Origin of the sequence: Shewanella sp. N2AIL, assembly GCF_022690845.1 — a bacterium.
In the GTDB taxonomy this organism is placed as follows: Bacteria; Pseudomonadota; Gammaproteobacteria; order Enterobacterales; family Shewanellaceae; genus Shewanella; species Shewanella baltica.
This window is the reverse complement of record NZ_JALBYT010000007.1, coordinates 79,023-102,648: the sequence shown is the minus strand read 5'-3', so window position 1 is coordinate 102,648 and position 23,626 is coordinate 79,023. Positions and strand designations below refer to the sequence as shown.

At 47.6% G+C, this 23,626-nt stretch carries 11 protein-coding genes; 5 read left to right on the top strand and 6 right to left on the bottom strand.

Annotated features, from left to right (window positions below; genetic code table 11):
- Positions 1–66: 66 nt before the first annotated feature.
- Together MO387_RS06430 and MO387_RS06425 are read right to left on the bottom strand one after the other, a co-directional pair.
- Positions 67–1,569: a tryptophan halogenase family protein gene (locus MO387_RS06430; RefSeq protein WP_107947403.1), complete on the bottom strand. Its 1,503-nt coding sequence runs from the start codon at positions 1,567–1,569 to the stop codon at positions 67–69.
- A gap of 128 nt (positions 1,570–1,697) precedes the next feature.
- A complete protein-coding gene (locus tag MO387_RS06425) occupies positions 1,698–4,424 on the bottom strand; it encodes a TonB-dependent receptor (protein WP_107947405.1) in 2,727 nt (908 codons plus the stop codon).
- 496 nt (positions 4,425–4,920) lie between these two features.
- On the opposite strand from MO387_RS06425, the gene MO387_RS06420 reads away from it, so the two are divergent.
- From MO387_RS06420 to MO387_RS06405, 4 genes are all read left to right on the top strand, one after another.
- On the top strand, positions 4,921–6,543 hold the full coding sequence (locus MO387_RS06420) for an alpha-glucosidase (protein WP_107947407.1): 1,623 nt from the start codon (positions 4,921–4,923) through the stop codon (positions 6,541–6,543).
- A gap of 133 nt (positions 6,544–6,676) precedes the next feature.
- Complete coding sequence (locus MO387_RS06415) at positions 6,677–7,948, top strand: sugar MFS transporter (protein ID WP_006087299.1); 1,272 nt, start codon at positions 6,677–6,679, stop codon at positions 7,946–7,948.
- A gap of 144 nt (positions 7,949–8,092) precedes the next feature.
- Positions 8,093–9,307, top strand: coding sequence for an RsmB/NOP family class I SAM-dependent RNA methyltransferase (locus MO387_RS06410; protein WP_107947409.1), 1,215 nt, complete (start codon positions 8,093–8,095; stop codon positions 9,305–9,307).
- Positions 9,308–9,455: 148 nt separating this feature from the next.
- Entirely contained in the window at positions 9,456–11,705 is a 2,250-nt protein-coding gene (locus MO387_RS06405; RefSeq protein ID WP_107947411.1) for an EAL domain-containing protein, read from the top strand.
- Between the two features lie 204 nt (positions 11,706–11,909).
- On the opposite strand, the gene MO387_RS06400 is transcribed toward MO387_RS06405, so the two are convergent.
- Positions 11,910–12,923 (bottom strand): D-alanine--D-alanine ligase, encoded by a 1,014-nt coding sequence (locus MO387_RS06400; RefSeq protein WP_107947413.1) that lies wholly within the window; start codon positions 12,921–12,923, stop codon positions 11,910–11,912.
- Between the two features lie 376 nt (positions 12,924–13,299).
- On the opposite strand from MO387_RS06400, the gene MO387_RS06395 reads away from it, so the two are divergent.
- On the top strand, positions 13,300–13,758 hold the full coding sequence (locus MO387_RS06395) for a GNAT family N-acetyltransferase (RefSeq protein WP_107947415.1): 459 nt from the start codon (positions 13,300–13,302) through the stop codon (positions 13,756–13,758).
- Between the two features lie 16 nt (positions 13,759–13,774).
- Here MO387_RS06395 and recD read toward each other — a convergent pair whose 3' ends face one another.
- The 3 genes from recD to recC are packed head-to-tail and all read right to left on the bottom strand — an operon-like array spanning position 13,775 to position 23,582.
- On the bottom strand, positions 13,775–15,985 hold the full coding sequence (gene recD, locus MO387_RS06390) for an exodeoxyribonuclease V subunit alpha (RefSeq protein ID WP_107947417.1): 2,211 nt from the start codon (positions 15,983–15,985) through the stop codon (positions 13,775–13,777).
- On the bottom strand, positions 15,982–19,773 hold the full coding sequence (gene recB / locus MO387_RS06385; protein WP_107947419.1) for an exodeoxyribonuclease V subunit beta: 3,792 nt from the start codon (positions 19,771–19,773) through the stop codon (positions 15,982–15,984). The genes recD and recB overlap by 4 nt, the downstream gene beginning before the upstream one ends.
- Complete coding sequence (gene recC / locus MO387_RS06380) at positions 19,770–23,582, bottom strand: exodeoxyribonuclease V subunit gamma (RefSeq protein WP_107947421.1); 3,813 nt, start codon at positions 23,580–23,582, stop codon at positions 19,770–19,772. Before recC ends, recB begins: the two co-directional genes overlap by 4 nt.
- Positions 23,583–23,626 lie beyond the last annotated feature (44 nt).

Below are 23,626 nucleotides of genomic sequence, written 5' to 3'. Positions count from 1 at the left end.
CAAATTCAATTTATAAATCGATGAGTTAGTAAACTCTTAACGTCAGTCGTAACTCTTAAGCCGCATTTATGCTTTATGTGTCGATAAGTGCGCTAAATACTGGTCATGGGTTGGTAGCTTAGTGACGGTATTATCAATAATGGTGCGCATGTTGAGCAGAAATTCACTCAGTGCTTGCGGTTGAATGGTTGCCGCTAATGGATTGAAATCCCGAGGCCTAATGCCTTGCCCCAACATGACTTGAATCCATGCGGCTTCGGTAAAGAGTTCATCTTGATGTCTAAACACTGTGCCTGTGGCACGAAATAGGGCGATTTTTTGCTGCAAACTCTCTGGCAGAACCATGGTTCGGCATTGATGCCAAAACCCATTTTCCTGAGCATCTTCCCTTTGGTTTAAATGATAGTGCAAGATAATAAAATCGCGGATTTGTTCAAATTCAAGTTGGGACTGGCGATTAAACTCATCGACATTCGCTTGTGCAATTCCTTGATGTGGAAAGAGTTTACTTAAGCGAATAATCGCTGATTGGACTAAATGCAAGCTGGTGGATTCTAAAGGCTCTAAGAACCCACTCGAAAGGCCGATGGCAACACAGTTTTTATGCCACTGTTTGATTCGTCGTCCGGTCGTAAAATTTATTTTCTTAGGTTCAGCCAACGGCTTACCATCTAAATTACTGAGTAAAAGCTGTTTGGCGGCGTTATCACTGATATAGCGACTGCAATAGACTAACCCATTGCCTGTGCGGTGCTGCAGCGGGATCCGCCATTGCCAACCAGTATCATGGGCGATAGAACGTGTATAAGGCACTATTGCTGGCGTTTTTTCGCAGGGTACGGCATAGGCGCTGTCACAGGGTAGCCAATGTTGGTAGCTATCGAAGCCAACCTTGAGCGCTTTTTCTATCAGTAGCGCGGCAAAGCCCGAGCAATCGATAAAGAAATCAGCTTTTACGGTTTGTCCTGATCCTAAGGTTACACTTTCAATATCGCCGTTTGGCGTGAGTTCAACCGCCGTAATCTGGCCTTCGATACGCTTTACTCCCAGTTGCTCACTGAAACGTCGTAAAAATTGGGCATAAAGCGCTGCATCGAAATGATAAGCATGAGTTAAGCCGGCAAGGGGAGAGTTTGGGATCTGCTGGAGTACTTGAAACTTATTGTGTTTTGCCGCTTGGTAATTAACCGAGTAATCCCAAAACGAATTGACCTCTTTTGGGGAGGTGCTGAGCCAGTAATGATGAAATTGAGTAAAACCTATATCTTTACCTGTATTGCCAAAAGCATGCATATAGGCTTCATCCGGTTTGCCCCAATTTTCGAATTGAATACCCAATTTAAACGTTGCTTGGGTGGCATTGATAAAATCGGCTTCGGAAATCCCTAGCACGTTATTAAATATTTGCAGTGGTGGAATGGTGGCTTCACCTACGCCCACTGTGCCTATATCTTCAGATTCAATCAGGGTGATATTCAGTGTTGATTTAAACAATCTTGCCAACATGGCCGCCGTCATCCAACCTGAAGAACCGCCACCGACAATGACGATATCTTTGATTTTATTCATGATATAAGCCTTTCATTTTATGATTAGTGGTGATCAATTAACGCAGATGAATGACTAGCCTAGTGGCTTGAAATGATAAAGTAAAAAAGCCTCTGTAACAGGTTACAGAGGCTTTAAGCCGTGCAGGATTAGAACTTATAGTTCGCGCCTAACATAAAGTTACGGCCATAGTTTTGGTAATCACGGACTAAACGTTGATCATCGCTAGTGTAAGAGGTGAAAGGCTCGTTGGTTAAGTTGTTCACTTGGAACTGAACTGATAAACCATACAGGGACTCGATACCGCTTTCGCTAAAGTCATAACCGATTTGTGCATCAACCACAGTTTCCGCTTTGATGTTCACGTTTTCGCGTTGCAGGCTGATCTTTGTGACTTCACCTAGGAAGTCGCTGCGGTAGCGTGAGCTAATGCGTGCTTCAAAGCCTGAGTTTTCATAGTAGATCGTCGCGTTTAAGGTTTTTTCTGACAGACCTGGCAAGGTTGTTGGATTGCTGGTCGGGGTTTCCTTCACTTCACTGTCGTTGTACGAGCCGCTAATAACAGTACCAAAGCCACTTAACACATCGGCAAACATACCAAAGTCGACAGATACAGAGGCTTCAACACCTTGAACATAACCACCTTCACCGTTTTGAGGTTGGGTGACATCGCCAATCGGGTTATCAGTAGGCCCTTGTGGGAATAGGGTGCTGAAATCAAAGTCTGTATGTTGATCGTAAACGAAGTTTTCAAGATCTTTGTAGAATACCGCTACCGAGAAATAACCTTGGTCGCTGAAATAGTTTTCATAGCTTAAGTCATATTGACGGGCCAACCATGGGCGTAACTCAGGATTACCTGCGTTACCACTCCAATTAACCATGCCACCGCTTGGGTTAGCTGAATAAGTGTAGTTTAGGTTGGCATTCATTTTGTCCATACGTGAACGGGTTAACGTGCGCGCTGCGGCTAAACGAACCACTTGGCTATCGGCGACTTCGAAACTTAAGTTAACGCTTGGCAGCCATTCAACATAGGAATCACCCGCAGTGCGCGGTGTTAACACCACTAAGCCATTTTCAACCGTTGCCACTGTACCGTCAGAGGACTGATCGGTATGAACCGCTTGTAAGCCTGCGTTACCAGTCAAAGGAATACCAAATACTTCGGATTCAAGGTTGGCCATCACATAGCCCGTTGTCACTTTTTCCTGTACAGCCCAAGAGTTAGTGGCGCGAGAAAGATCCACATCAGCGACGTCAGTTTCTGTATAGTTACCGTCATTGTAGAAAGCCAACGAGTCGTAACTTAATACATTGCCCATGCCAAAGAAGTCGAGTGACGTTGGTGCAAGTAAGTATTGATCTGGTACTGCCATAGTGTAATTGGCAGAACCGTCATAACCTTTGAGTGTCAGGTAATAACCTTTATCTAATTTGGTTTTATCGCGATTAGTACGATTCACACCAAACTCAACGCTACGAACGGCACCGCCATCGAGCACATATTCAGCGCTTAAACGGAAGGATTTTAGCTCATCCTCAATTTCAGGTTTGTTGATAAAGCCGTCTTGAGTGTTAGCGCCTAGCGGGCTACCCCAACCGAGTGGATCGCCAAGTTTGATCAGGTTTTTATCAGAATAATCGAGGTTATGGTCAAATACATAACCGCCTTTACCGTTGTAAGCAAAGCCTAAATCGTCAACCGCACCCACACCTGTACCGCGGCCAGTTCCTGAGTAACTTTCCATACCTATGTCAGTACGGTTAGCTCTAGACATGGAGATATCGGCTTCAACATTCCAGTTATCATTGATGTTGAATTTGTTATTCCAGCCAATAGACAGAGAATCCGCATCACGTTTGTTCACGTCGTTACGGATAACGACTTCAGCGCCTTTGATGACACCTTCTGTGACTAAACCATTATCAGTTGTCGTCGGAATTACGCCACCGTTTGTGCCCCAAGCACCAGGTATTTCAATGCCTCGTAGGCGTTGATCATCGGTAAATTTTGAGTAGTAAATATCTAAGGTCGAGTGGTAAGTGGTATTTGGCGCATATTCAAATACGGCGAGTACGCCATCACGTTCTAATTCACTTGAACGAACGAAAGGTTTTGCACCACCTAAAACGCTATCACCATTGTCATTGGTTGGGTAACCCCAAGCTTGCCAACGTTCTTCTTGGTTAGGTGACATCATGCGAGCATAACCAATGGCGACACCAATAGTGTCATCGGCGAATTGGTCAATATAAGAGATACTGCCGCGGTAGCCTGTGTCACTTGAGCCGCTGTTTAATGAACCTAAATCGTTCATTTCGCCGCGTAGCGAAACGGCAATCGTTTGTTCACCGTGGGCTAAAGGACTGATTGTTTGCATATCAACCGTACCGCCGATGGCTTGCGCCATCACAGAGGCATCGGGTGTCTTGTAAACCACAACGCGATTTAATAACTCAGATGGATATTGGTCGAATTCCACACTGCGGTTATCGTTTACAGAGGCTTGTTCGCGACCATTTAATGTGGCGGTAGTGAAGTCAGGGCCCATACCGCGGATAGAAATTACGTTGGCGCGACCATCGAGTCGTTGTGCCGATACGCCAGGTAATCGTGCTAGAGATTCTGCAATACTGACATCAGGTAATTTACCTATGTCTTCCGCTGAAATGGCTTCAACGATAGAAGAAGATGACATCTTAAGTGATTGGGATTCTTGCAAGCTACGACGAATACCAGTGACTTGAATCACTTCAATATTTTCATCTTTAGCTGTCTTATCTGTCGCCGCTTCATCTGCCGCATAGGAGTGCATACTCGCACCTGCGGCAATGAGCGCTAAGGTTAGCAAACTGGGTTTAAATCGCATCATATCTCTCTTCCCCTTGGAGTCGCTTTATCGCTTTGTAGAGCGTTTTATCGTTATCACCGCGTTATGTTTGCGGCCTTATTTTTGGTATCTGGGCGCTTAATTGACTGCATAAGTGCTGCGTTTATGACCAAATTGTTATGCAACGGTGAAGATACTACTCCCGAGCTTCTTGGCGGAACAACAGAGTGCATACGTATTCAATGCCTCGTTGAGTTAAGAATAGCCGTTAACTAAGGGAAATCTCATGGAGTAAAATGATTTTGTTTTGCAATTAAGTGTTTGTTAGTAAATGGTAAAGTGAGTTACATCTCAATGTGATTTATGGAGAGGTCTTCTGCATACGTATGCAGGTGTATTGAACCTTATTTCCCTCTTCACGTATGCTCGGTGACACAAAATAAGCCGCGATACCTTTACTCTGCAGTAACAAAACGATAACTGTTTGCGTGAGTGTGTTAGGGAATGATCGCTGTAGAATAACGATAAAGGGGCAACAATGAGTGAGTTAACTTGGTGGCGTGGTGCGGTGATTTACCAAATTTATCCGCGTAGCCTTTTAGATACGAATGGTGATGGCGTTGGTGATTTACGTGGCATTATCACTAAGCTTAACTACATTGCGAGCCTCAATGTCGATGCCATCTGGATTTCACCTTTCTTTAAATCGCCTATGGCAGATTTTGGCTACGACATCAGTGATTACCGCGAAGTTGACCCTCTTTTTGGCACTATGCATGATTTCGATGAATTGATTGAAAAAGCCCACGGCTTAGGCATTAAGGTCATTATCGATCAAGTATTAAGTCATACCTCTGATCAGCATGCGTGGTTTGTTGAAAGCCGCGAGAGCCGTACGAATCCCAAAGCGGATTGGTACGTGTGGGCCGATCCTAAGGAAGACGGCACAGCGCCTAACAACTGGCTCGCGATTTTTGGCGGTTGTGCTTGGGAATGGGAACCGCGTAGACAACAATACTATTTACATAACTTCCTGCGTAGCCAGCCCGATATCAACTTCCATAATCCTGACGTGCGTCAAGCTGTGCTGGATAATGTCGAGTTCTGGCTTAAAAAGGGCGTTGATGGATTCCGCTTAGATGCGATTACCTTCTGTTATCACGATGAACAGCTCAGGGACAATCCGGCAAAACCTAAGGATAAACGTCAGGGCCGAGGTTTCAGTGAAGATAACCCTTACGCCTATCAATATCATTACTACAATAATGACCGTCCGCAAACTATCGCGTTTATTGAAGATTTACGAAAGCTTATCAATCGTTATCCTGGTGCGGTGACTTTAGGTGAAGTGTCGGCCGAAGACTCTTTAGCTGTGATGGCGGCTTACACTAAGGGTGAAGATCGCCTGCACATGGCCTACAGTTTTGAGCTACTGACAGACGATTACAGCGCCGCTTATATTCGTCAAACCGTAGAGGCATTAGAAGCGAGCATAGGTGATGGCTGGCCTTGTTGGGCTATCGGTAATCATGATGTGCAGCGCGTGGCGAGCCGTTGGGGGCAGGGCAAACAGAATTCAGACATGGTCAAAATGCTCAATGCCATGCTAAGTTCACTGCGCGGTAGTGTGTGTAGTTATCAAGGTGAAGAACTCGGTTTAACCGAAGCGCCGATTGAATACCATGAGTTGCAAGATCCCTTTGGCAAAACCTTCTGGCCTATGTTTAAAGGCCGTGATGGTTGCCGTACGCCAATGCCATGGCAACAAGGCGCCGATTTTAGCGGTTTTAGTGAGGTTTCACCCTGGTTGCCGATCGCCCCTGCGCATCAAGTGTTAGCGGTGGATGTACAAGAATCAGATGCAGATTCCATGCTTAACGGTTATCGACGTTTTCTTGCTTGGCGTAAATTACACCCAGTGCTGGTTGAAGGCGATATCCAATTTGTGGATACCAACGAGCCCATCTTGGCCTTTATCCGCACCTTAGGAGAGCTCAAAATATTCGTCGGATTCAACTTAGGCGATACCAATGTTGAGTTGGATTTATCACAGTTGGAATTGGGTGAAATATTAACGGGACACGGCCTGAAAACCGCACAAATAGAAAACAATCAGCTGAAGTTTTCGGCATTTGCCAGCTTTTATGCAGTTTTAAACTGAAAATGATTCATTTTTATTCGGCTGAGGTGTTATATACCCAAGCCCACTATTCGACGTAAAGCCGCCCACGGGCACACTGGGGAATGTAACCTTACTGAGTTCCTGATAATAAAAACATACAGAGAGAATAACTATGGCGTCATCAATTAATACCGGTAGCTACACGAGCAGCACTGGCGAAAATGGGTCGGGCAGTTATCGTTTTGCCTTGATCTCATTGACTTCACTGTTTTTTATGTGGGGTTTTATCACTTGCTTGAACGATATTCTGATCCCGCATCTTAAAGCGGTGTTTTCACTGAATTACACTCAAGCCATGTTGATCCAGTTTTGTTTCTTCGGTGCTTACTTCTTAGTGTCGATCCCTGCCGGTAACTTAGTGAAAAAGCTGGGTTATCAAAAGGGGATTGTTACTGGTCTTGTGATTGCGAGTATTGGCTGTGCGCTGTTTTATCCTGCGGCCACGCTAGCGACCTATAATCTGTTTCTTGGCGCGTTATTCGTTTTAGCATCGGGCATCACTATCCTACAGGTGGCAGCTAACCCCTATGTTAACGCCTTAGGCAGTAGCGAAACCGCCTCGAGCCGTTTAAATTTAACGCAAGCTTTCAATGCGTTAGGTACAACAGTCGCACCATTCTTTGGCGCCATGTTAATTCTTTCTGTCGCCAGTTCTGTATCAAGCGATTTAGCCCACGCGAGCGCCGAAGCCGAAGTGGTAAAACTGCCATACCTGTTGCTTTCTGGTGCCTTGGCTATTTTAGCGCTGATTTTTGCGAAGTTAGATTTACCTGTGATCCGTGAGCATGATGAAAGTGTTCAAGGTGAAGTCCAAACCCATCTAGGTAAAACCAGTGCCTTACAAAGCAAGCACTTAGTGCTCGGCGCTGTGGGTATTTTCGTGTATGTCGGTGCCGAAGTGTCTATCGGTAGCTTCTTGGTCAGCTTCTTAGGTGAAAGCCATATAGCGGGTATGCCAGAAGCCGAAGCCGCCCATTACATCGCCTATTACTGGGGCGGCGCTATGGTGGGACGTTTTATTGGCTCTGTGGTAATGCAAAAAGTGCCGGCTGGCTCAGTGCTTGCGTTTAATGCCTTTATGGCGGCGCTACTTGTGGTTGTGGCGATGACAACCAGTGGCAGCATTGCTATGTGGGCAATCCTTGGGGTGGGGTTATTTAACTCGATTATGTTCCCAACGATCTTCAGCTTAGCGCTGCGTGATTTAGGTCCACACACTTCACAGGGCAGTGGCATTCTGTGTCTGGCGATTGTGGGGGGGGCGATTCTACCTTTATTCCAAGGCATGTTAGCGGATAACCTCGGCGTGCAACTCGCCTTTATTCTGCCCGTGATTTGTTATGGCTTTATCCTGTTCTACGGCTCTAAAGGCTCAAAAATGTAACGGGTTAACTGGCTTAAACTAAAAAGCGATCCCTTTGGATCGCTTTTTTTATGGCTTTAACCTTAACTCAGCGCCAGCGTGCTTGCGTATTAGGGCCTGACCTCCTATGATCCTCCGGTTTTATCATTCATGGTGACCTTTTAAATGTTGAATTCTCCGCTTTCTGCCAGCTCGAACGAATTAGTGATCAGTATCTTAACTATGGTGCTGAGCCAAGGGAAACCCTTAGATCGGGCCTATTCTCAGCATTTTTCTGGGTTGCAATTGGTACCCGCCGAACAGGCGCGTATCGCATTAACGACGGGTGATATCCTACGTCGCTTAAATTTATATTGTTATCTGGCTGAAATCAGTCCAGATGAGATGGAGCGTTTTGGTTCTAAATTACTTAATGCATGGCATTTATTCCACGGGCTTGAACTGCCTAAAATGCAATATTCGCTGCAAGTCGATGAGGCGCGTTTAGCTGAGCGTACCGAGCTGGCGAAAACTAAGCCAGTATTGTGGGATGGTTGCCCTGAGTGGCTCGATGCGATGGGCCGTGAGCAATTAGGTGAGTCTTGGGAAAAGGAGCGCGCCGCGTTAAGCACAGCGCCGAAGCGTTTTTTACGCGCAAATGGCCTTAAAGTGACGCGTGATGAATTGGCCGCTAAGCTTGCCGCTGAGTTTGTGAGCACGCTGAGCGTTGATGGGGTCGATTCTGCCCTTGAAGTGACCTCCGATTCTGCCTTGTTCCGTACCCAAAGCTTTAAAGATGGCTTATTCGAGCAGCAAGATGCGGGCTCTCAGCGCGTGGCGGCAGCGCTTGATGCCAAGCCAGGCATGAAAGTTATTGATGCTTGCGCAGGCGCGGGTGGCAAAACTTTACACATAGCCGCGCAAATGCAGGGTAAAGGGCGCTTGTTGGCCATGGATGTGGAGCAATGGAAACTCGACAAACTCAAAGAGCGTGCCCGTCGCAATGGCGCGCACAATGTCGAAACCCGCGTTATCGCCAGCAGTAAAACCATTAAACGCTTAAAACTGAGTGCCGATCGGGTATTACTCGATGTGCCATGCTCAGGTTTGGGTGTATTAAAGCGTAATCCAGATGCAAAATGGCGCGATACCGTTGAGCGTTTACCTGTGTTAATGGAGCTGCAAAAGCATATTTTGACCAGCTACAGCCGCATGGTGAAAGTTGGTGGCATAGTGGTTTATGCGACCTGTTCTATCTTCCCCTGCGAGAACCGCGGTCAAGTCGATGCGTTTTTAGCCGAGAATCCTAATTTCCGCCTGATTGAGGATGAAAGTATCAGCCCAGCCGATAGCGGATTTGATGGTTTTTACCTTGCAAAACTTGTACGTATTCAAGAATAAAGCCTTGCAGTTAAGACTAAAGTAAGCCCTTTATTGAATTGATACAGGGTTTACTTAGTTAACATTAGTGCCTAGAATTTCCTATAAGTTATAAATATTTTAACATTGTGAATGTGTATTTATATTGCAACTTTTTTCTAAGGGAATTATGGCGTCCGGCGTTAATCTTCCAGATCTGCTCGACCATGCTGACGTTAAACTCGCCCACAATGTCAGCATAGCTTGCTATAGCAGTATTCTCTCTATGCTGCTTAATGGCGCACCGCTACATGAAATCTTGCACGCCTTAGTGCTAAAAATCGAAGCGCAAAAGATAGGCACTCGTGGATCTATATTACTGCTCAGCGGTGACGGCAAACGTTTGTTGTTAGGCGCTGCGCCCCATTTACCCGACAGTTACAACCAAGCGATTAATGGGGTCGAGATTGGCCCCAATGTTGGCTCCTGCGGAACAGCGGCGTATTTCGCAAAGCGGGTTATCGTTGAAGATATCGCTACACATCCTTATTGGGAAAATTATAAAGAACTGCCATTACGCGCCGGTCTTAAATCTTGTTGGTCTGAACCTATCAAAGATAATCAAGGCAAAGTGCTCGGTACATTTGCCATGTACTACGATACGATAAAGTCCCCAACAGAACTTGATTTAGAACTGATTTCAGAGGCCGCGCGATTAGCCAGTTTGGCCATTGAGCGCAGTCGGGCAATGGAGTTTCAGTATTTAGCTGTGAAAATTTTTGATCGCTTACCTTTGGCGTTGGTTATCTCCAATTCTGATGATTCCGTCCTCTATGCTAACCCCGCTTTTAAACATATCGTTCTTCCGCAAGATATTGATATAGCAAACTTTAATCCTAAGATGTTTTTGTCTGCGTCTCAACCCAATGAGTTAGTCGGCCTATTTGAGCATTTAGCGCAGGATAAAATGTGGCAGGGGGAATTGGTTGGCTTAAGGGGCAATGGTGAGGAGTTTTATCTAGATCTTATCGTCACCACATTTCGAGAGCCTAACGGATTACAGCCGTGTTTTGCGTGGTTATTTTCAGATATTAGCGAACGTAAAAAAGCGGCGCAGTTGATTAAGTATCAGGCTAATAATGACTCGCTGACTGGGCTTGCTAACCGTAATGCCTTGTTTAAACAGATCCAATCCTTCATTACCTCCGACAGTCTGACGCCCGGATTTAGTTTTATGCTGATGGATTTAGACAACTTTAAACAAGTTAACGACACCCATGGTCACGACAAAGGCGATGCGTTATTAGTGCAAGTGGTGCGGCAGATTTGCGAGTGCCTCAATGACACTATGGTGTTTGCGCGCCTCGGCGGTGATGAGTTTGCCTTACTGTTACCTGGGATAGTCAACCAGAAAGAGTTGGCGCAACTCGCTGAAACAATTAATAAGCATGTTGCTAAACGTTATGTGCTTGCCGATGGTAAAGGCGTTTATAGTTCGGTCAGTATAGGGATTGCGCGTTTTCCTGAAGATGCCCTCGATCTCGAGCAGCTGTTAAATTGCGCCGATCAGGCCATGTATATTTCAAAGGCTAACGGTCGTAATCGTTATCATTTTTTTACTGAGCAAATGCAGCTTAATGCCGAGCGCATTGCCAGCCTTCATAATCAACTCAAGCAGGCACTCGATCAACAGACTTTTGAGCTTTATTATCAGCCCATAGTGAATGCGACCACAGGTTTGATTGTTCGCGCCGAAGTGCTGCTGCGCTGGCAGCATGAAGGGCAATTCATTCCCCCCGATGAGTTTATTCCCATCGCGGAGAACAGCGGCTTAATTGTTGATATTGGTCGAGATGTGCGTCTTGGCGCTATGCAAACTATCTTAGAAATGCAGGCTCACAATTGGCCGATTAACTTGTCGGTGAATGTGTCGACCTTTGAGTTTTGGTCCCATGAACTGCAAGATGCCTTTGTGGAGTCCTTTGCCGCGATTACTGAGCAACTTGAGGTGACAGATTTCCCCTATGATAGATTAACCCTTGAGATCACTGAGTCTTTGCTGATGAAGCAACATACGCATCTAATTGATGTGCTTAATGGTTTACGGATTATGGGGATTAAAATTTCCTTGGATGACTTTGGTACTGGCTATTCGTCCTTGTCCTATTTGGCGAATTTCCCTATCGATCAAATTAAAATCGACAAGAGCTTTATCGACCGATTAGACGAAGGCAAGCGTCACGAAGCGTTGGTGGAGGCCATAGTGCGGTTAAGCCATGCGTTAGATTTAACCGTGACGGCTGAAGGGGTGGAAACTGAGTCACAGCTTAAGTTTGTGATGTCGAATCATATTCAAGAAATTCAAGGTTACCTTTTCTATAATCCTATGCCTAAAGCCGCTTTCTTTGCGCTGTTGGCAAAGCAAGCTGAGCTGCATTAGGTTCTTGGTGTTGGATCTTTAATGTTTGACCTAAATATGAGGGCGGCTTAACCTGCGACAGCCTGATTGATATATTGGGTTTAGATGTAAGTTAATAATCCAATATTTAGGGATATAGTATTGAAAGATAACAAATAAAAAGAGCGCCTCGGCGCTCTTTTTATGATTGAAAACGGATGCAGTACTGAGTCAGCTTGATGAATGTTAAGATTTAGCGGTTAGCTGACCGTTAATCACTAGGCTCAAGTATTCAGTAAAGTCATGGCCGTGATTTTGCAGCATTTTAGGGAACATAGAAATCGGCGTAGAACCAGGGAAGGTATTGATTTCATTCAATAGAATTTCATTGTCCGCGGTTAAGAAAAAGTCGATGCGCGACAGGTGGCGCAATTTCATACCTTTAAATGCCTTGATTGCATAGGCACGGATCTGTTCGCTGATCTCAGCTGACACATGCTGCGCGACCACATCGGTGCGCGCTTTACTGTTTTTGGCGTATTTCTCATCGAAGGTGTAAAAGGTGTTGCTATCACAGATGATTTCACCTGGCACTGTCGCCACCACTTCACCATTGTACTCGTAGACTGCGACTTCTAACTCGCGGGCTTTTATGGTTTTTTCAACGATCACATAGGGCGCATAGCCAAACGCATCCTTGAGCACGCCTGCAACTTTATTGCTGTCGTCCACTTTGTAACAACCGACAGAGGAACCCTGTGATGCTGCTTTGACGAAGATCGATCCCCATTGTGCTAAAGCCGCTTGGGTTTGCTCAATCGCCGCATCATCGAACTGATTCAGGAAAATATACGGCGTATTCGGAATACCTAAGGCCGAGAACCACATTTTAGCGGTGATCTTATTGAAGCAGTTGCTGCTCGCTTCGGATTCACAGCCAAAATAGGGCAGTTGGATCAAATTAAAATAGGATTGAATGTCGCCGGTCTCACCGGGATAGCCATGAATGCAAGGAATAACATAATCGACCGGCCATGGCGTTTTGCTTTCATCACGGAAGCGAATTTCGCGGCTATTGGTCAGTTCGCAGTCGTCACCTGCGGCGGTGCGGTACTGGCCGAATTTATCCAGCTCGACGCGCAACACAGAAAACTGCTCAGATTTTGCCAGTGAGGTTTCAAAATAGTTGGCCGACATTAATGAAATATCGTGTTCGGCACTTCCGCCGCCGCACAGCAAAAGCAGATTGATCTTAGACATTGTGATTCCTCAAGTGAGCAAAATCGGATGATATCGGCCTGTGGCAATACGAACATCATCCTATAGTACAACCGCTGTCATCTTAGTTTTCTTGTCCCTATGAGTGCAAGGTTTTGCTGACTGGCGGCTATTAAGTGGTGAATTTTAACGCATTTGATCGCATTGCAAATAAGGGCTTGTGCATTTGGCGAGTTTATTTTGATTTTTGTGGGGTTAACTGCCAATGTTTTGCAACTGTGGAATCACTTCTAGCCGCGATGAATAGCCGCGAAAAAAATTAGCATTCGGGATGCGCTTCAACATGGCATTGTTGTAGGGAATACTTGGTTGAAAGTCATCGTAAAGAGTTTTGGTAAATGACGAGGGTAAAATCTGTATGATGAATAAAAACATTCGGTTAGCTCAGTTACACGATGCACAGAGTATTCAATTGCTACTTGAGCAGCTAGGTTATGTTTTACCTGTGGCCGCGTTAGCCAAGACGTTAACCGAGTGCCAAGATAATCCCCAGTCCCGCACTGATGAGTTACTGGTATACGAGCAACCCAATGCGCAGGGTGAGCCGCAAGTTGTTGCTGTGATGGCCTTGATGTTCTTTGATTATTTCCCCGCTTTGAGTCGTATCTGTCGCATTACGGCAATAGTAGTGGATGCCGATATGCGAGGTCAGGGCATCGGCACTCAGCTGATTGATTTTGCTAAAGCGCGGGGAAGACAAGAAGCCTGTCAGTTACTCGAACTCACTACATCGACCCAGCGCATTGCCACGCAGCAATACTATGAAAGCATAGGGTTTACCAAAACCTCCTTCCGTTATAGCTTAGTCTTGAGCTAAACGAACCTAACCTAACTTAACCCCAAAGCCTGTCTGCAAGACCCGATGCACGCTGAGTCGCTTGGCTGCTGGCCCGCTCGAATACGTGTTGGGTGCCTAAGCAGGTAAAGTGGACTTTAGCGCGGGTGATGGCGGTGTAGATCAACTCTTTGGTCAGCAGTTGCCACTGCGCTAGGCTGGGGTTAGGTGGCAGCACTAAGGCTACACGGCTAAACTCGCTGCCTTGGCTTTTGTGGACTGTCATGGCGTAACAGGTTTCATGGCTGGGCAAACGGGCTGGCAAGACTTTTAACAGGCTGCCATCGGCCTTGATGAAGTGTGCCATTAAACGTTCGGGTTTATCTTCATCCTGCAAAATCAATCCGATATCACCGTTAAACAGGCCTAAGTTATAGTCATTGCTTTGGATGATAATGGGCCGACCCAGATAAAACTCCTGCAGCGGTTTAATCAGCTTGGCATTGGCCAGTGCTTGAGTCACAAATTGATTGATACCTTCGACCCCATAATCGCCCGAGCGCATGGCGCATAAAATGCGGTACTGGTTAAAGCTTTCTATGATCTCAGCTGTGCTTGGACGCTTACTTAAATCACTCTGACTTTCATCGCTATTCAAGGCGCTGAGATAAATACCATATTGCTGGCAGGCTTGCTCCAGCAGTAAATTGAGTCCCATATTATTAGCAGGCTCGCTCACTTTGGCTTGGGTTTGGCTTACAGCCATGTTGTGTTCTAACCAGCTCAATTCAGCAGGGCCTTGTTGCCAAACCTGCAAAATGCCTTGAAGATCTGCGCGATTAACGGCGCTCGCAAGTTGTCCAATTCCTGCATCGCCTTTAAATCTGTGGCTGTGCATCAGCATACACAAGCTATCGCCAAGTTTAGGCGCGTCGCTGATAAAGGGCGTTAACTCAAAACCCGTTAACGCACTCAGACGCTCAGCTTGCTCCTTGGAATAGCGCATTTGCCACAGAGCAGAGTTGTTAGATGCTGTGTTATTTTGCGCAAGGTTATTGGGTTCTACTGGCATTTTCAGGCCCGCACAAATATCGGCGAGCACAGCGCCAGCTTCAACCGATGCGAGTTGATCCTGATCCCCGAGTAAAATCAAACTGGCGTGCTCAGGCAGTGCGCTCAGCAGCTTATACATCATGGGCAAATCGACCATAGAGGCTTCGTCGACGATTAATAAGTCGAGCCTAAGCGGATTACCTTGGTTGTGGCGAAAGTGCGGCGAATTGGGGATCACCCCAAGCAGTCTGTGTAGGGTTGATGCTTCTTCTGGAATGCGCCCTAGTGCCGTTAAAAAGTCTTGATTATTTCTATTGCGAGCTTCATCAACAACATCAGTATGGGCGCTGAGTTCCTTCGCCAGACGCGCTTTTGAGGCTTTGATCGATTCGCTTAACCGAGCCGCCGCTTTTCCCGTTGGCGCGACTAAACGAATTTCCTGCTGTGATTCCATTTGTAGCAATAACAAAAGCTTAGTCACAGTGGTGGTTTTGCCCGTACCTGGGCCGCCAGTGATCACCGACAGTTTTTTACCCAGTGCCGTGGCCGTGGCGACCTTTTGCCAATCAATGGGTGCTGTGTCTTCACTGTTAGTGAGTACATTGGTAGTGAGTACATTGCGAGTGAGTGAATGGGGAGCGCTCACAGTGGCAGGGAACAATTGAGCTAGCAGTGACCGCAACTTAGCGGTTTGAGTTTGCTCTTGGTGGCTTACCTCTTCAGAGTGTTTAGATACGCTTCCCGATAGGCGGATTAACGAAGCGGCCACTGAGGTTTCAAATTGATGATAACGTTGTAAATAGAGTCTGCCATTATCAAAAATAAGCGGTTTGTTACAGCCCGCTTGGCCGACGGCATCAAAGGTTTGTAAGGTCTCTGTTAGCGCTTCGAGACTTAAACTGATTTTACAATGGCTATTTTGTTCGGCCATAGGATTAAGCGGCACGATATGAGCGAGTACTAGGCAGCTGTGCTGTGAAGATAATTGCTGGCTTAATAGCGCACACAGCAAAATAAACAAGGGCTGTTGGCTGTCACTTGGATGCAAGTGGCTCATCTCGAGTGCGAAATGCCGATCGAGCGGTGTGAGCAGTCGTTCTTGCTCCCACTGTTTTAACAGCTCTGGCAACGGCGCGCTAAGCTGAATTGCGCCATGATCTATCCATTTCGCGGCTGTGAGTGAATGTGCCTTTAGCCCTTGGGTTGAGCGCATCATGCCGTGACTCCTGTATCGATTGCACCAGCTAATCTGCTGTGAAATAAATTGTCATTAAATAGAGAATCCAGCGCGAGAATAAGTGCCTTCGGCGGCTTGTCGTAATAAACACCGTAGCCGGGATACTGAGCCGACATTCCCCGTAAGAACAAGTAATAACAACCGCCGATATGGCTGTCGTAGTCATAACTTGACAGGCGTAAACTCAAATATCTGTGCAGCGCCAATGAGTAGAGGATGTACTGCAAATCGTACCTATGATCGGTTATGGCACTTTGCAGCGCGCTCTGATGATAGGCATTGATGTTGTCGCCTAAATGATTCGACTTATAGTCTGCGATGTAATATTTTCCTTGGTATTCAAAGGTTAAATCGATAAAGCCTTTGAGCATGCCTTTGAGATCATCAAACTTAAGTGTCGACTCATAGCCAAACTGCTGCAGTAGCGCATTGAGCTCAGCATCCTTAAGCTCGCTTAAAGGTAAATAAAACTCCATTTCGACTAAGGTATCCTGCGGCGATAACTTGGCTAAGCACAGATCTGGATGTTCAGGTTTGGGCGTTTTGGAATTATTCTCTAAGGCCGATGTTGAAGGCATTGTCGTTGGCATGAGCCCAAGCGGCGCATGTAGCACATCCAGATACCAAGTGTGCAATACCGTTTGCCACTCGGGCGCGATACCGTATTTCAGCATAGCTTTAGGCAGTTGCAGCGGTAAGTCTCTGTCTGCCTGCGTAAAATCAATCTCTTCTAGCACTAAGTGCATAAAACTACCTGCGTTGGCGCCGCGCTCAAAGTTAAATCGATTGAGCATGCCATCCTGCTGCTCATGACTTGGCTCATCAGGAATAGAGAGTGTATGCGCAGCCGTATATTCAAGTGTGCCTAATGTTTCATCATCGGCGCCTGGAGCGGCTTTGCCATGGCTGGTATTTTTAACTAGGCCTGAATAACTGCCGACTCGCCACGGCGTGCTGTATTGGCGGGTTAAGGTTTTCGCGCTCAGTATTTGTGCTATGTCTTGGCTTGAGGGCAATGGCCGCTCGTCTATGTCATCGGGCACCTTATCAATACTTATGGCTTCCACATCTTGTGCGAGCTGCTGCGCTGCATTGCAGATACGGGCAAAGTCACATTCTGAGTCGCCTATGCCGAGCAGATAGCCGATGGCGGTTTCATGCAGCTGACTTTTAAGGCCATTTTTAAGCTGACGACTATGGTTGGCGATATACAAATAACACAAATACACAGGCCGAGTGAGCGCCACATATAACAGGCGCAAGTCTTCGGCCAAGGTTTCTTGTTTGGCGCGCTCCCAACCCTCATCCGTGCCTTCGATATCCCATACTAGCTCTTGCTCACCTGCGTCGTTGGTTCTGTGGTACAGCATAGGCGTCGGGCGGCGGCGATTGTCGCGGGCTAGGCTGACAAAGGGCACAAAACACACGGGGTACTCAAGGCCCTTACTCTTATGGATAGTAACGATCTGCACCAGATTCTGCTCGCTTTCAAGGCGCAGCTGCTGTTCATCGGTTCCCGTGTTATCAATCAGTTGTTGTTCATACCAATTGAGCAGGGCGCTAATACCATCAAGCTCGGTGGCCTTTTGCTGTAATAGCTCGGCAAGGTGACGAAAATCTGTCAAACGGCGCTCGCCATTCGTGGCATCTTGCTCCTGTGCATCGGTTTGGGCACTGGCGGTGTGCAGTAAACGGTCAATCAGCTTAGTGCTATTGGCAAGGCTGAGTAGCGCGGGCATGATGCCGCGTTTTTGCCACACTTGGTGCAAGTTAAAAAACTGCTCTAATAACAGTTGTCTGTGCTCTTCATCTTGGTTAAATGCATGAATTTGCTCGGCGCTATAGCCTAATAATGCCGTGGCAAGGGCGCTGCGCAATGCCCGTTCATCCTTAGGATTCGCCAGAGATCGTAAAATTAACGCCATTTCCCGCGCTTCAAGGGTATCGAACACACTGTCGCGACTTAAAAACACTGCGCCTATGTGACGTTTACTCAGTGCGGTTTTCATCACTGCCGCCTCGTTGCGATCCCGCACTAAGATAGCGATGTCTTTAGCGATTAAAGGCCCTTTCGGGCTGTGGCATTCGCCATTGGCTGCATCTGTCAGTAAACGGGTGATTTCCGCCGCGGCATCTTCGGCGAGCAAGTGTCTGGCGGTGGTTTTGTTGAGGCCGTTTTCTGCGCTTTCGCTTAAGAGTCTTAATCTTAAGGCTGCTGGATTGGCGGTTTTTTCAGTGAGGGTTTTCCCCTTGGCACTGCTGGGCGTTTTCACGCTATCAAAGGGGATCGATTGACTGATAAAAGGATCGTGATGCTGGCTAAACAGATGGTTAACCCCAGCGACCATGTTTGCGCTTGAGCGGTAGTTGGTATCCAGATGATAGTGGGCCTGCGTATGATGACGGGCCTCAATATAGGTATGGATATCGGCGCCGCGAAAGGCATAAATGGCTTGTTTAGGATCGCCAATCATCAACAGACTGAGCTTATTTTCTGTATCGTTTTTGCCTTGTTCAAACGAGTAGCGGCCTTGGTAGATGCCAGAGAAGATTGCAAATTGCAGCGGATCGGTATCTTGGAATTCATCAATAAGCGCGACGGGGAAACGTGTTGCTACAGCTTTGGGCAAGGTTTCATTATTGGCATGTAGCGCGCTCGCTAATGTCGTGAGCAAATCATCTGGGGTCAGCACGTTTTTTTGCTGCTTTTGCTGGGCAAATCGCTCGCTTATACCAAGTTTCGCACTATACAAAAACGCCGGTTTAATGGCGGCAATCAATGTGGCAAGGTGCTCCATATGACCCATCAGCGGTGCTTCGCTCACACTTGGGATCACGCCGCCCTTGTTGAGCTTTAACTCAGACAAGGACAAGGCTTCTAACTCTTTCAGTGGCGGCAACCCATGACCGAAGGCGAGCCAGTTATCCAGCGCATCGAACATGGCGGCGAGCTTGGGGTATTTATCCGTTGCTTTGCCAAAGCGGGTGCCGTTGAGTGGCAAACTGTGTAGCAATGCCAATAAGCCATCGCGTCCTCGCGGCCAAGCTAATTTAAAGCGCTCTAAACTCTGGCGCAGTGACAGGGCCAAGACATCAAACTTAAGCGCGGGTTTCAGAGGCTTTGCTTGACTGGCGCCAAGGAGCGGTCGCAACTGCTTGACTAAACCATCGGGCTCGCCAAATTCCTTGGCAATGATTTGTGCTAAGTAATCGGGCTGCGGATAACAGGCCTCACGCCAAAAATCCCGCACAGCATGGTGTAAAAACTCGCTGTCGTCCAAGGTAAAGTCCGATTCGAACAGCAGGGAGGACTCAAAGGCGAGATCCGATAAAATTCGCTGACAGAAACCGTGGATGGTAAAAATTGCCGCTTCGTCGAGGGATTTAAGGGCGAGATCGAATCGCCTAAGTGCAATGGCGCGTTCACTCTCTGGGGTGTTGTCATACAACGCCTGCACAAAGGGATCGGCAATCGTTAGCCCTAAGAAGCACTTAAAGGCGACTTGAATACGCCGACGAATACGATCCCGTAATTCTTCAGTGGCCGCATTGGTGAAGGTTACCACGAGAATTTGCTCACAGGTCAGCGGCGCAGGAATGCCATCACCAAGCAATAAGCGTAAATAAAGACCTGAAATGGTGTAGGTTTTACCTGTGCCAGCGCTGGCTTCAATCAGACGACTACCGCCAAAGGGTAATGTGAGTGGATCAAGCGCCTGTGGTGCTGAATGTAACGCCGCTGCGTTTAACTGCATCTGTTCACTCATGCTTGCTCTCCCTGTGCGCTATCGCGGTTTAAATGTGTTTCAGTAGCGTGTGTTTCAGTCGCTTGTACATTGGGAGTCTGGCCTTGGCTCATGCCATCATTTAGCGCAAATTCTTCAAGCTGAGCCAAGGTATCTTTGAGATATAAACTCACCATAGGGCGATAGATGCGCTCGGCTAATCCGCCAAAGCTTTCCTCAGAGAAATCCCGCGGAAAACTGAATAAGCGTTGGTAATGGGGTTCGTTCCCTTCGCCTAATTGACTCTGCTCATCCAGCCATTCAGGTAACGCTTGCTGCAAACGCTCATCGTGCTCACCCTCGCAGCTGACGTAGGCCAGTGAGGTGCGCGGCATAAAACACAGTGGATATTGCTGACCTTGATAAAACAGCACCAGCAAATCGGCCAGTAACGCATGGGCGCGCTCAGCAGTAATTGGCGCTAAGGCGTGGAAATGCCCCATGTCGAGTAGATAACTTGCATGTGTGTGGCCCATTGCCATTAAACACAGGTGGCGAAGGTATAACCTCAGTACATCGCGGCCGTGGGCGCTACCGGGACGGTAATTCACTAATCCCTTAGGGCTGATGTCATCAATACGGCCTTGCAGTAACACTTGCTGGGATTTGCCCGCCGTGATGGGCAAGTCAAACACGAGTTTAATATCCGCATGACTGCTGGCTTGTTCTCCCTTGAGGAACAAGGTTCTGCCAATCAAAGGCTTAATATCGTGCTGATATTGGCGTAGCAGCAAATCATCGAAGGGCTGCATTGGCAAACTGCCGCTGGCTTTGAGGCGTTTAATCAGCTCGATATCGGGCTCAGTCAGACCTTGGCCTATGGCATCGTCGAGTAACTGGGCCTGTAACATATAGCGCTCTAGGGCATTTAGGCTAAAGGGCTCGTCATTATCATCGGCCTGAATATTAAGGCTAAGATCGACTTTAAGCGTTCGGTTGAAGAAGTACTGCGCCGGATTTCGAAAGAAACGGATCAGGGCAGACACATCCACTTGCTTGCTTTGCTGTTGTTCGCGCACAGAAGCGGGCTGTGCCTCTGTATCTGGCATTGAGTCTTGCTCATCCGCTTCGAGCATGATGCGAGTTTGCGCGCCGATAAAGCGGCCTGCATGTGTGCCCGCAGCGTCCGCATTGGGCGGACACCATTGCTGGCTGTAACTTTGGCCTATGCCTGGGTTATGTTGGCTTATGTTTGAGCCATCTATGTTTGAGCTATTTTCGTCATCACTTTTTACTGCGGCTTGATACAACTTGGGATCAAAGGGTTGCAGCGGCTGGTGGCTGACAATTGCGTTATAGAGGGCTTTTTCGGCATCCTCTGGGTCTATGGGGCTTGAAGCGTTTTGCGATTGAGCCAATAGCGTTTCAGGCAGATAGCACAGCTGACAATATTCAATCAGTTCAGAGACGAGCATAGAGGCGATACGCTCAGAGTTATCCCGTTCGCTGCGACCGATATAGCTGATATACAGTTGCTCACGCGCCGACAATAAGGCTTCTAAAAACAAATATCTGTCATCGAGACGGCGGGAGCGATCGCCTTTACGGGCACCAAAGTGTGCCATTAAATCAAAGCCGACAGGATGCTGAACCCTAGGATAAACCCCATCGTTCATGCCGAGTAAACACACGACCTTAAAGGGGATCGAGCGCATCGGCATCAAGGTACAAAAGTTCACGCTTCCCGCAAGATAACGCTGGCCGACCCGAGATTCGGTTAAGCGTTGATTAAACCACTGCTGCAGCACTTCAATACTGAGGCTCAGTCCGCTTATGCTCTGTTGGGCTAGTGTCACGAACATACTTGTATCTAACGAGTTTGTATCTAATGGCTTGCCCGCTGATAGTAACTCTTGCTCTAGGGCGGCAATAGCATCGCGGATTTCCTGTAACTGCTCGCGCTCGTCTTCATCTGTGTCGTAGAAGGCATCCAGCAGCTCAGTTAATTCAGCTAAACGCAGGGCGCCCACTTGCGGCAAGGCGAGTATTTGCGCCGTTTCATCGAGTACTTCAATAAAATTGAGTAGCTTACCTAGCGCTTGCGCCGATTGGCCTTCGATACCAGTCACGATCAAATGGTCTTGGTACAGCGGCGCATCGTCACTCAAGGCGTAACCTAAAATCAGCCTTTTAATACCAAAGGCCCAGGAGTTTTGCTCAAACGCAGGTACGCCTTGCTTAAGGCGGCTTTGTTCATCGCGGCCCCAGCGCACGCCCGCTTCATCTAACCAGCGGCGGATGAGTTGCAATTCATCGTCATCGAGCTGGAAACGGCGCAAAATGGCGGGCACTTCGAGTATGCTCAAAATGTCGGTCAGACCAAAACGGCTCTGATTAATCCCGAGTAAATTCAAAAAGCTATTGATGAGCGGTGATTCCTGCGCTGCGCCTCGGTCGGCAATGGCGTAGGGAATGTAATGCAGGCCTTGCTTCGCCGAGAAGACGGCATCGATATAGGGGGCGTAGGCGGCGACATCGGGCATCATCACCACTATGTCTTTGGGTGTCAGATCGACATCATTGCTGAGTAACTCAAGCAAGTGATCGTGCAGGGTTTCGACTTCCCGCAGCGGGCTGTGACAACTCTTGACTCGAATGGATTCATCGTCGCGCTTAAGCAGGCGTCTGTTCTCAACATTCTGATACAGCTCGGCATCTGGCCCTAGCACTCTGTCTAAGGTTTGCATCTCTAAAATATCGTATTGCACCCCGTGGAGCATGCTGGCATGACTGTGTGGCGAGTTGGGATCGTCACAGGGTTCACAATACACATCGTCGCCAAAGTCGCAGTGTTCGGCGGGAAGTTCAAGCAGCATATCGAGTAATTCACGGCCCATCTTGCCGTTATTGGCAAGCAGCGGATTGCCTACTTCGAGTTTATCTTCCCACAGTTCGGCTAATTGGCGTTTACCCGCATATTGCACCGCCATGCGGGCCCGATTACGAGGATCAACAATGTCACCCCAATAGTGCTGACATGGGCTTAAACCCAGCACGATCACATCGATACGGCCTGCCAGATGGTACAGCACCTCAAGGGTTTGCGGCGCCATTGAGGAAATGCCAAACACAAATAAGCGTTGTGGCAATTGGGCGAGTGACGTGTCGGGGTTATTCAGCGCGGCAATTAAGTCGCTATGCAGGTTGGCCCTGTGGTAATGGCTTTGATTAAGCTCATCACGGTTAAAGGCAATGAGCGCGCGCCATAAAATAGGTTGCCAGCGTTGGTCATCATTCAGCGGCTTGGTGAGTGATTCGGGATGCTCGTTTTGCTCCCACGCTAAAATCCAATCGGGGCGATACACTAAGTATTGGTCGAAGATATCGGCGATACGGCCACAGAGTTGGTACAGCTTAATGTCGTCAGCCGTCATATCACTGGTGTTGAGATGTTCACTCGTATCGGCGCTATTTATGGTGGGCGTATTTTCTAGGGTATTACCTAGATAGTGTCTCAATGGCCCAAAGGCGTCATCTTGTAACATGCGCGGCAAGAGTTGCATCAGCTTCCACGTCATCGCCGCCTTAGTGAAGGCGTTGTCCTTGGGCACATCGGGCAATAAGTCATGGCACAACTGCCAAGTAAAGCTCGATGGCAGCGGAAATTCCAATGCGGCGGCAATCCCATTTTGTTTGGCGATTTCGAGGCGCAGCCAAGTCGACATGCCAGGGCTCTGCACCAAAATATGCTCGTTACTCAGTAGACGTGCAAAAGCAAGGGGTTGGGTCAGGTAAGCGGCTAAATGGGCGCAGAGCACTTCCATCTGATTGGACTGGATTAACTTTAGCATGTGCGACTCGGCATGGTGACAGTAAAACAATTCTATGTGTTTGA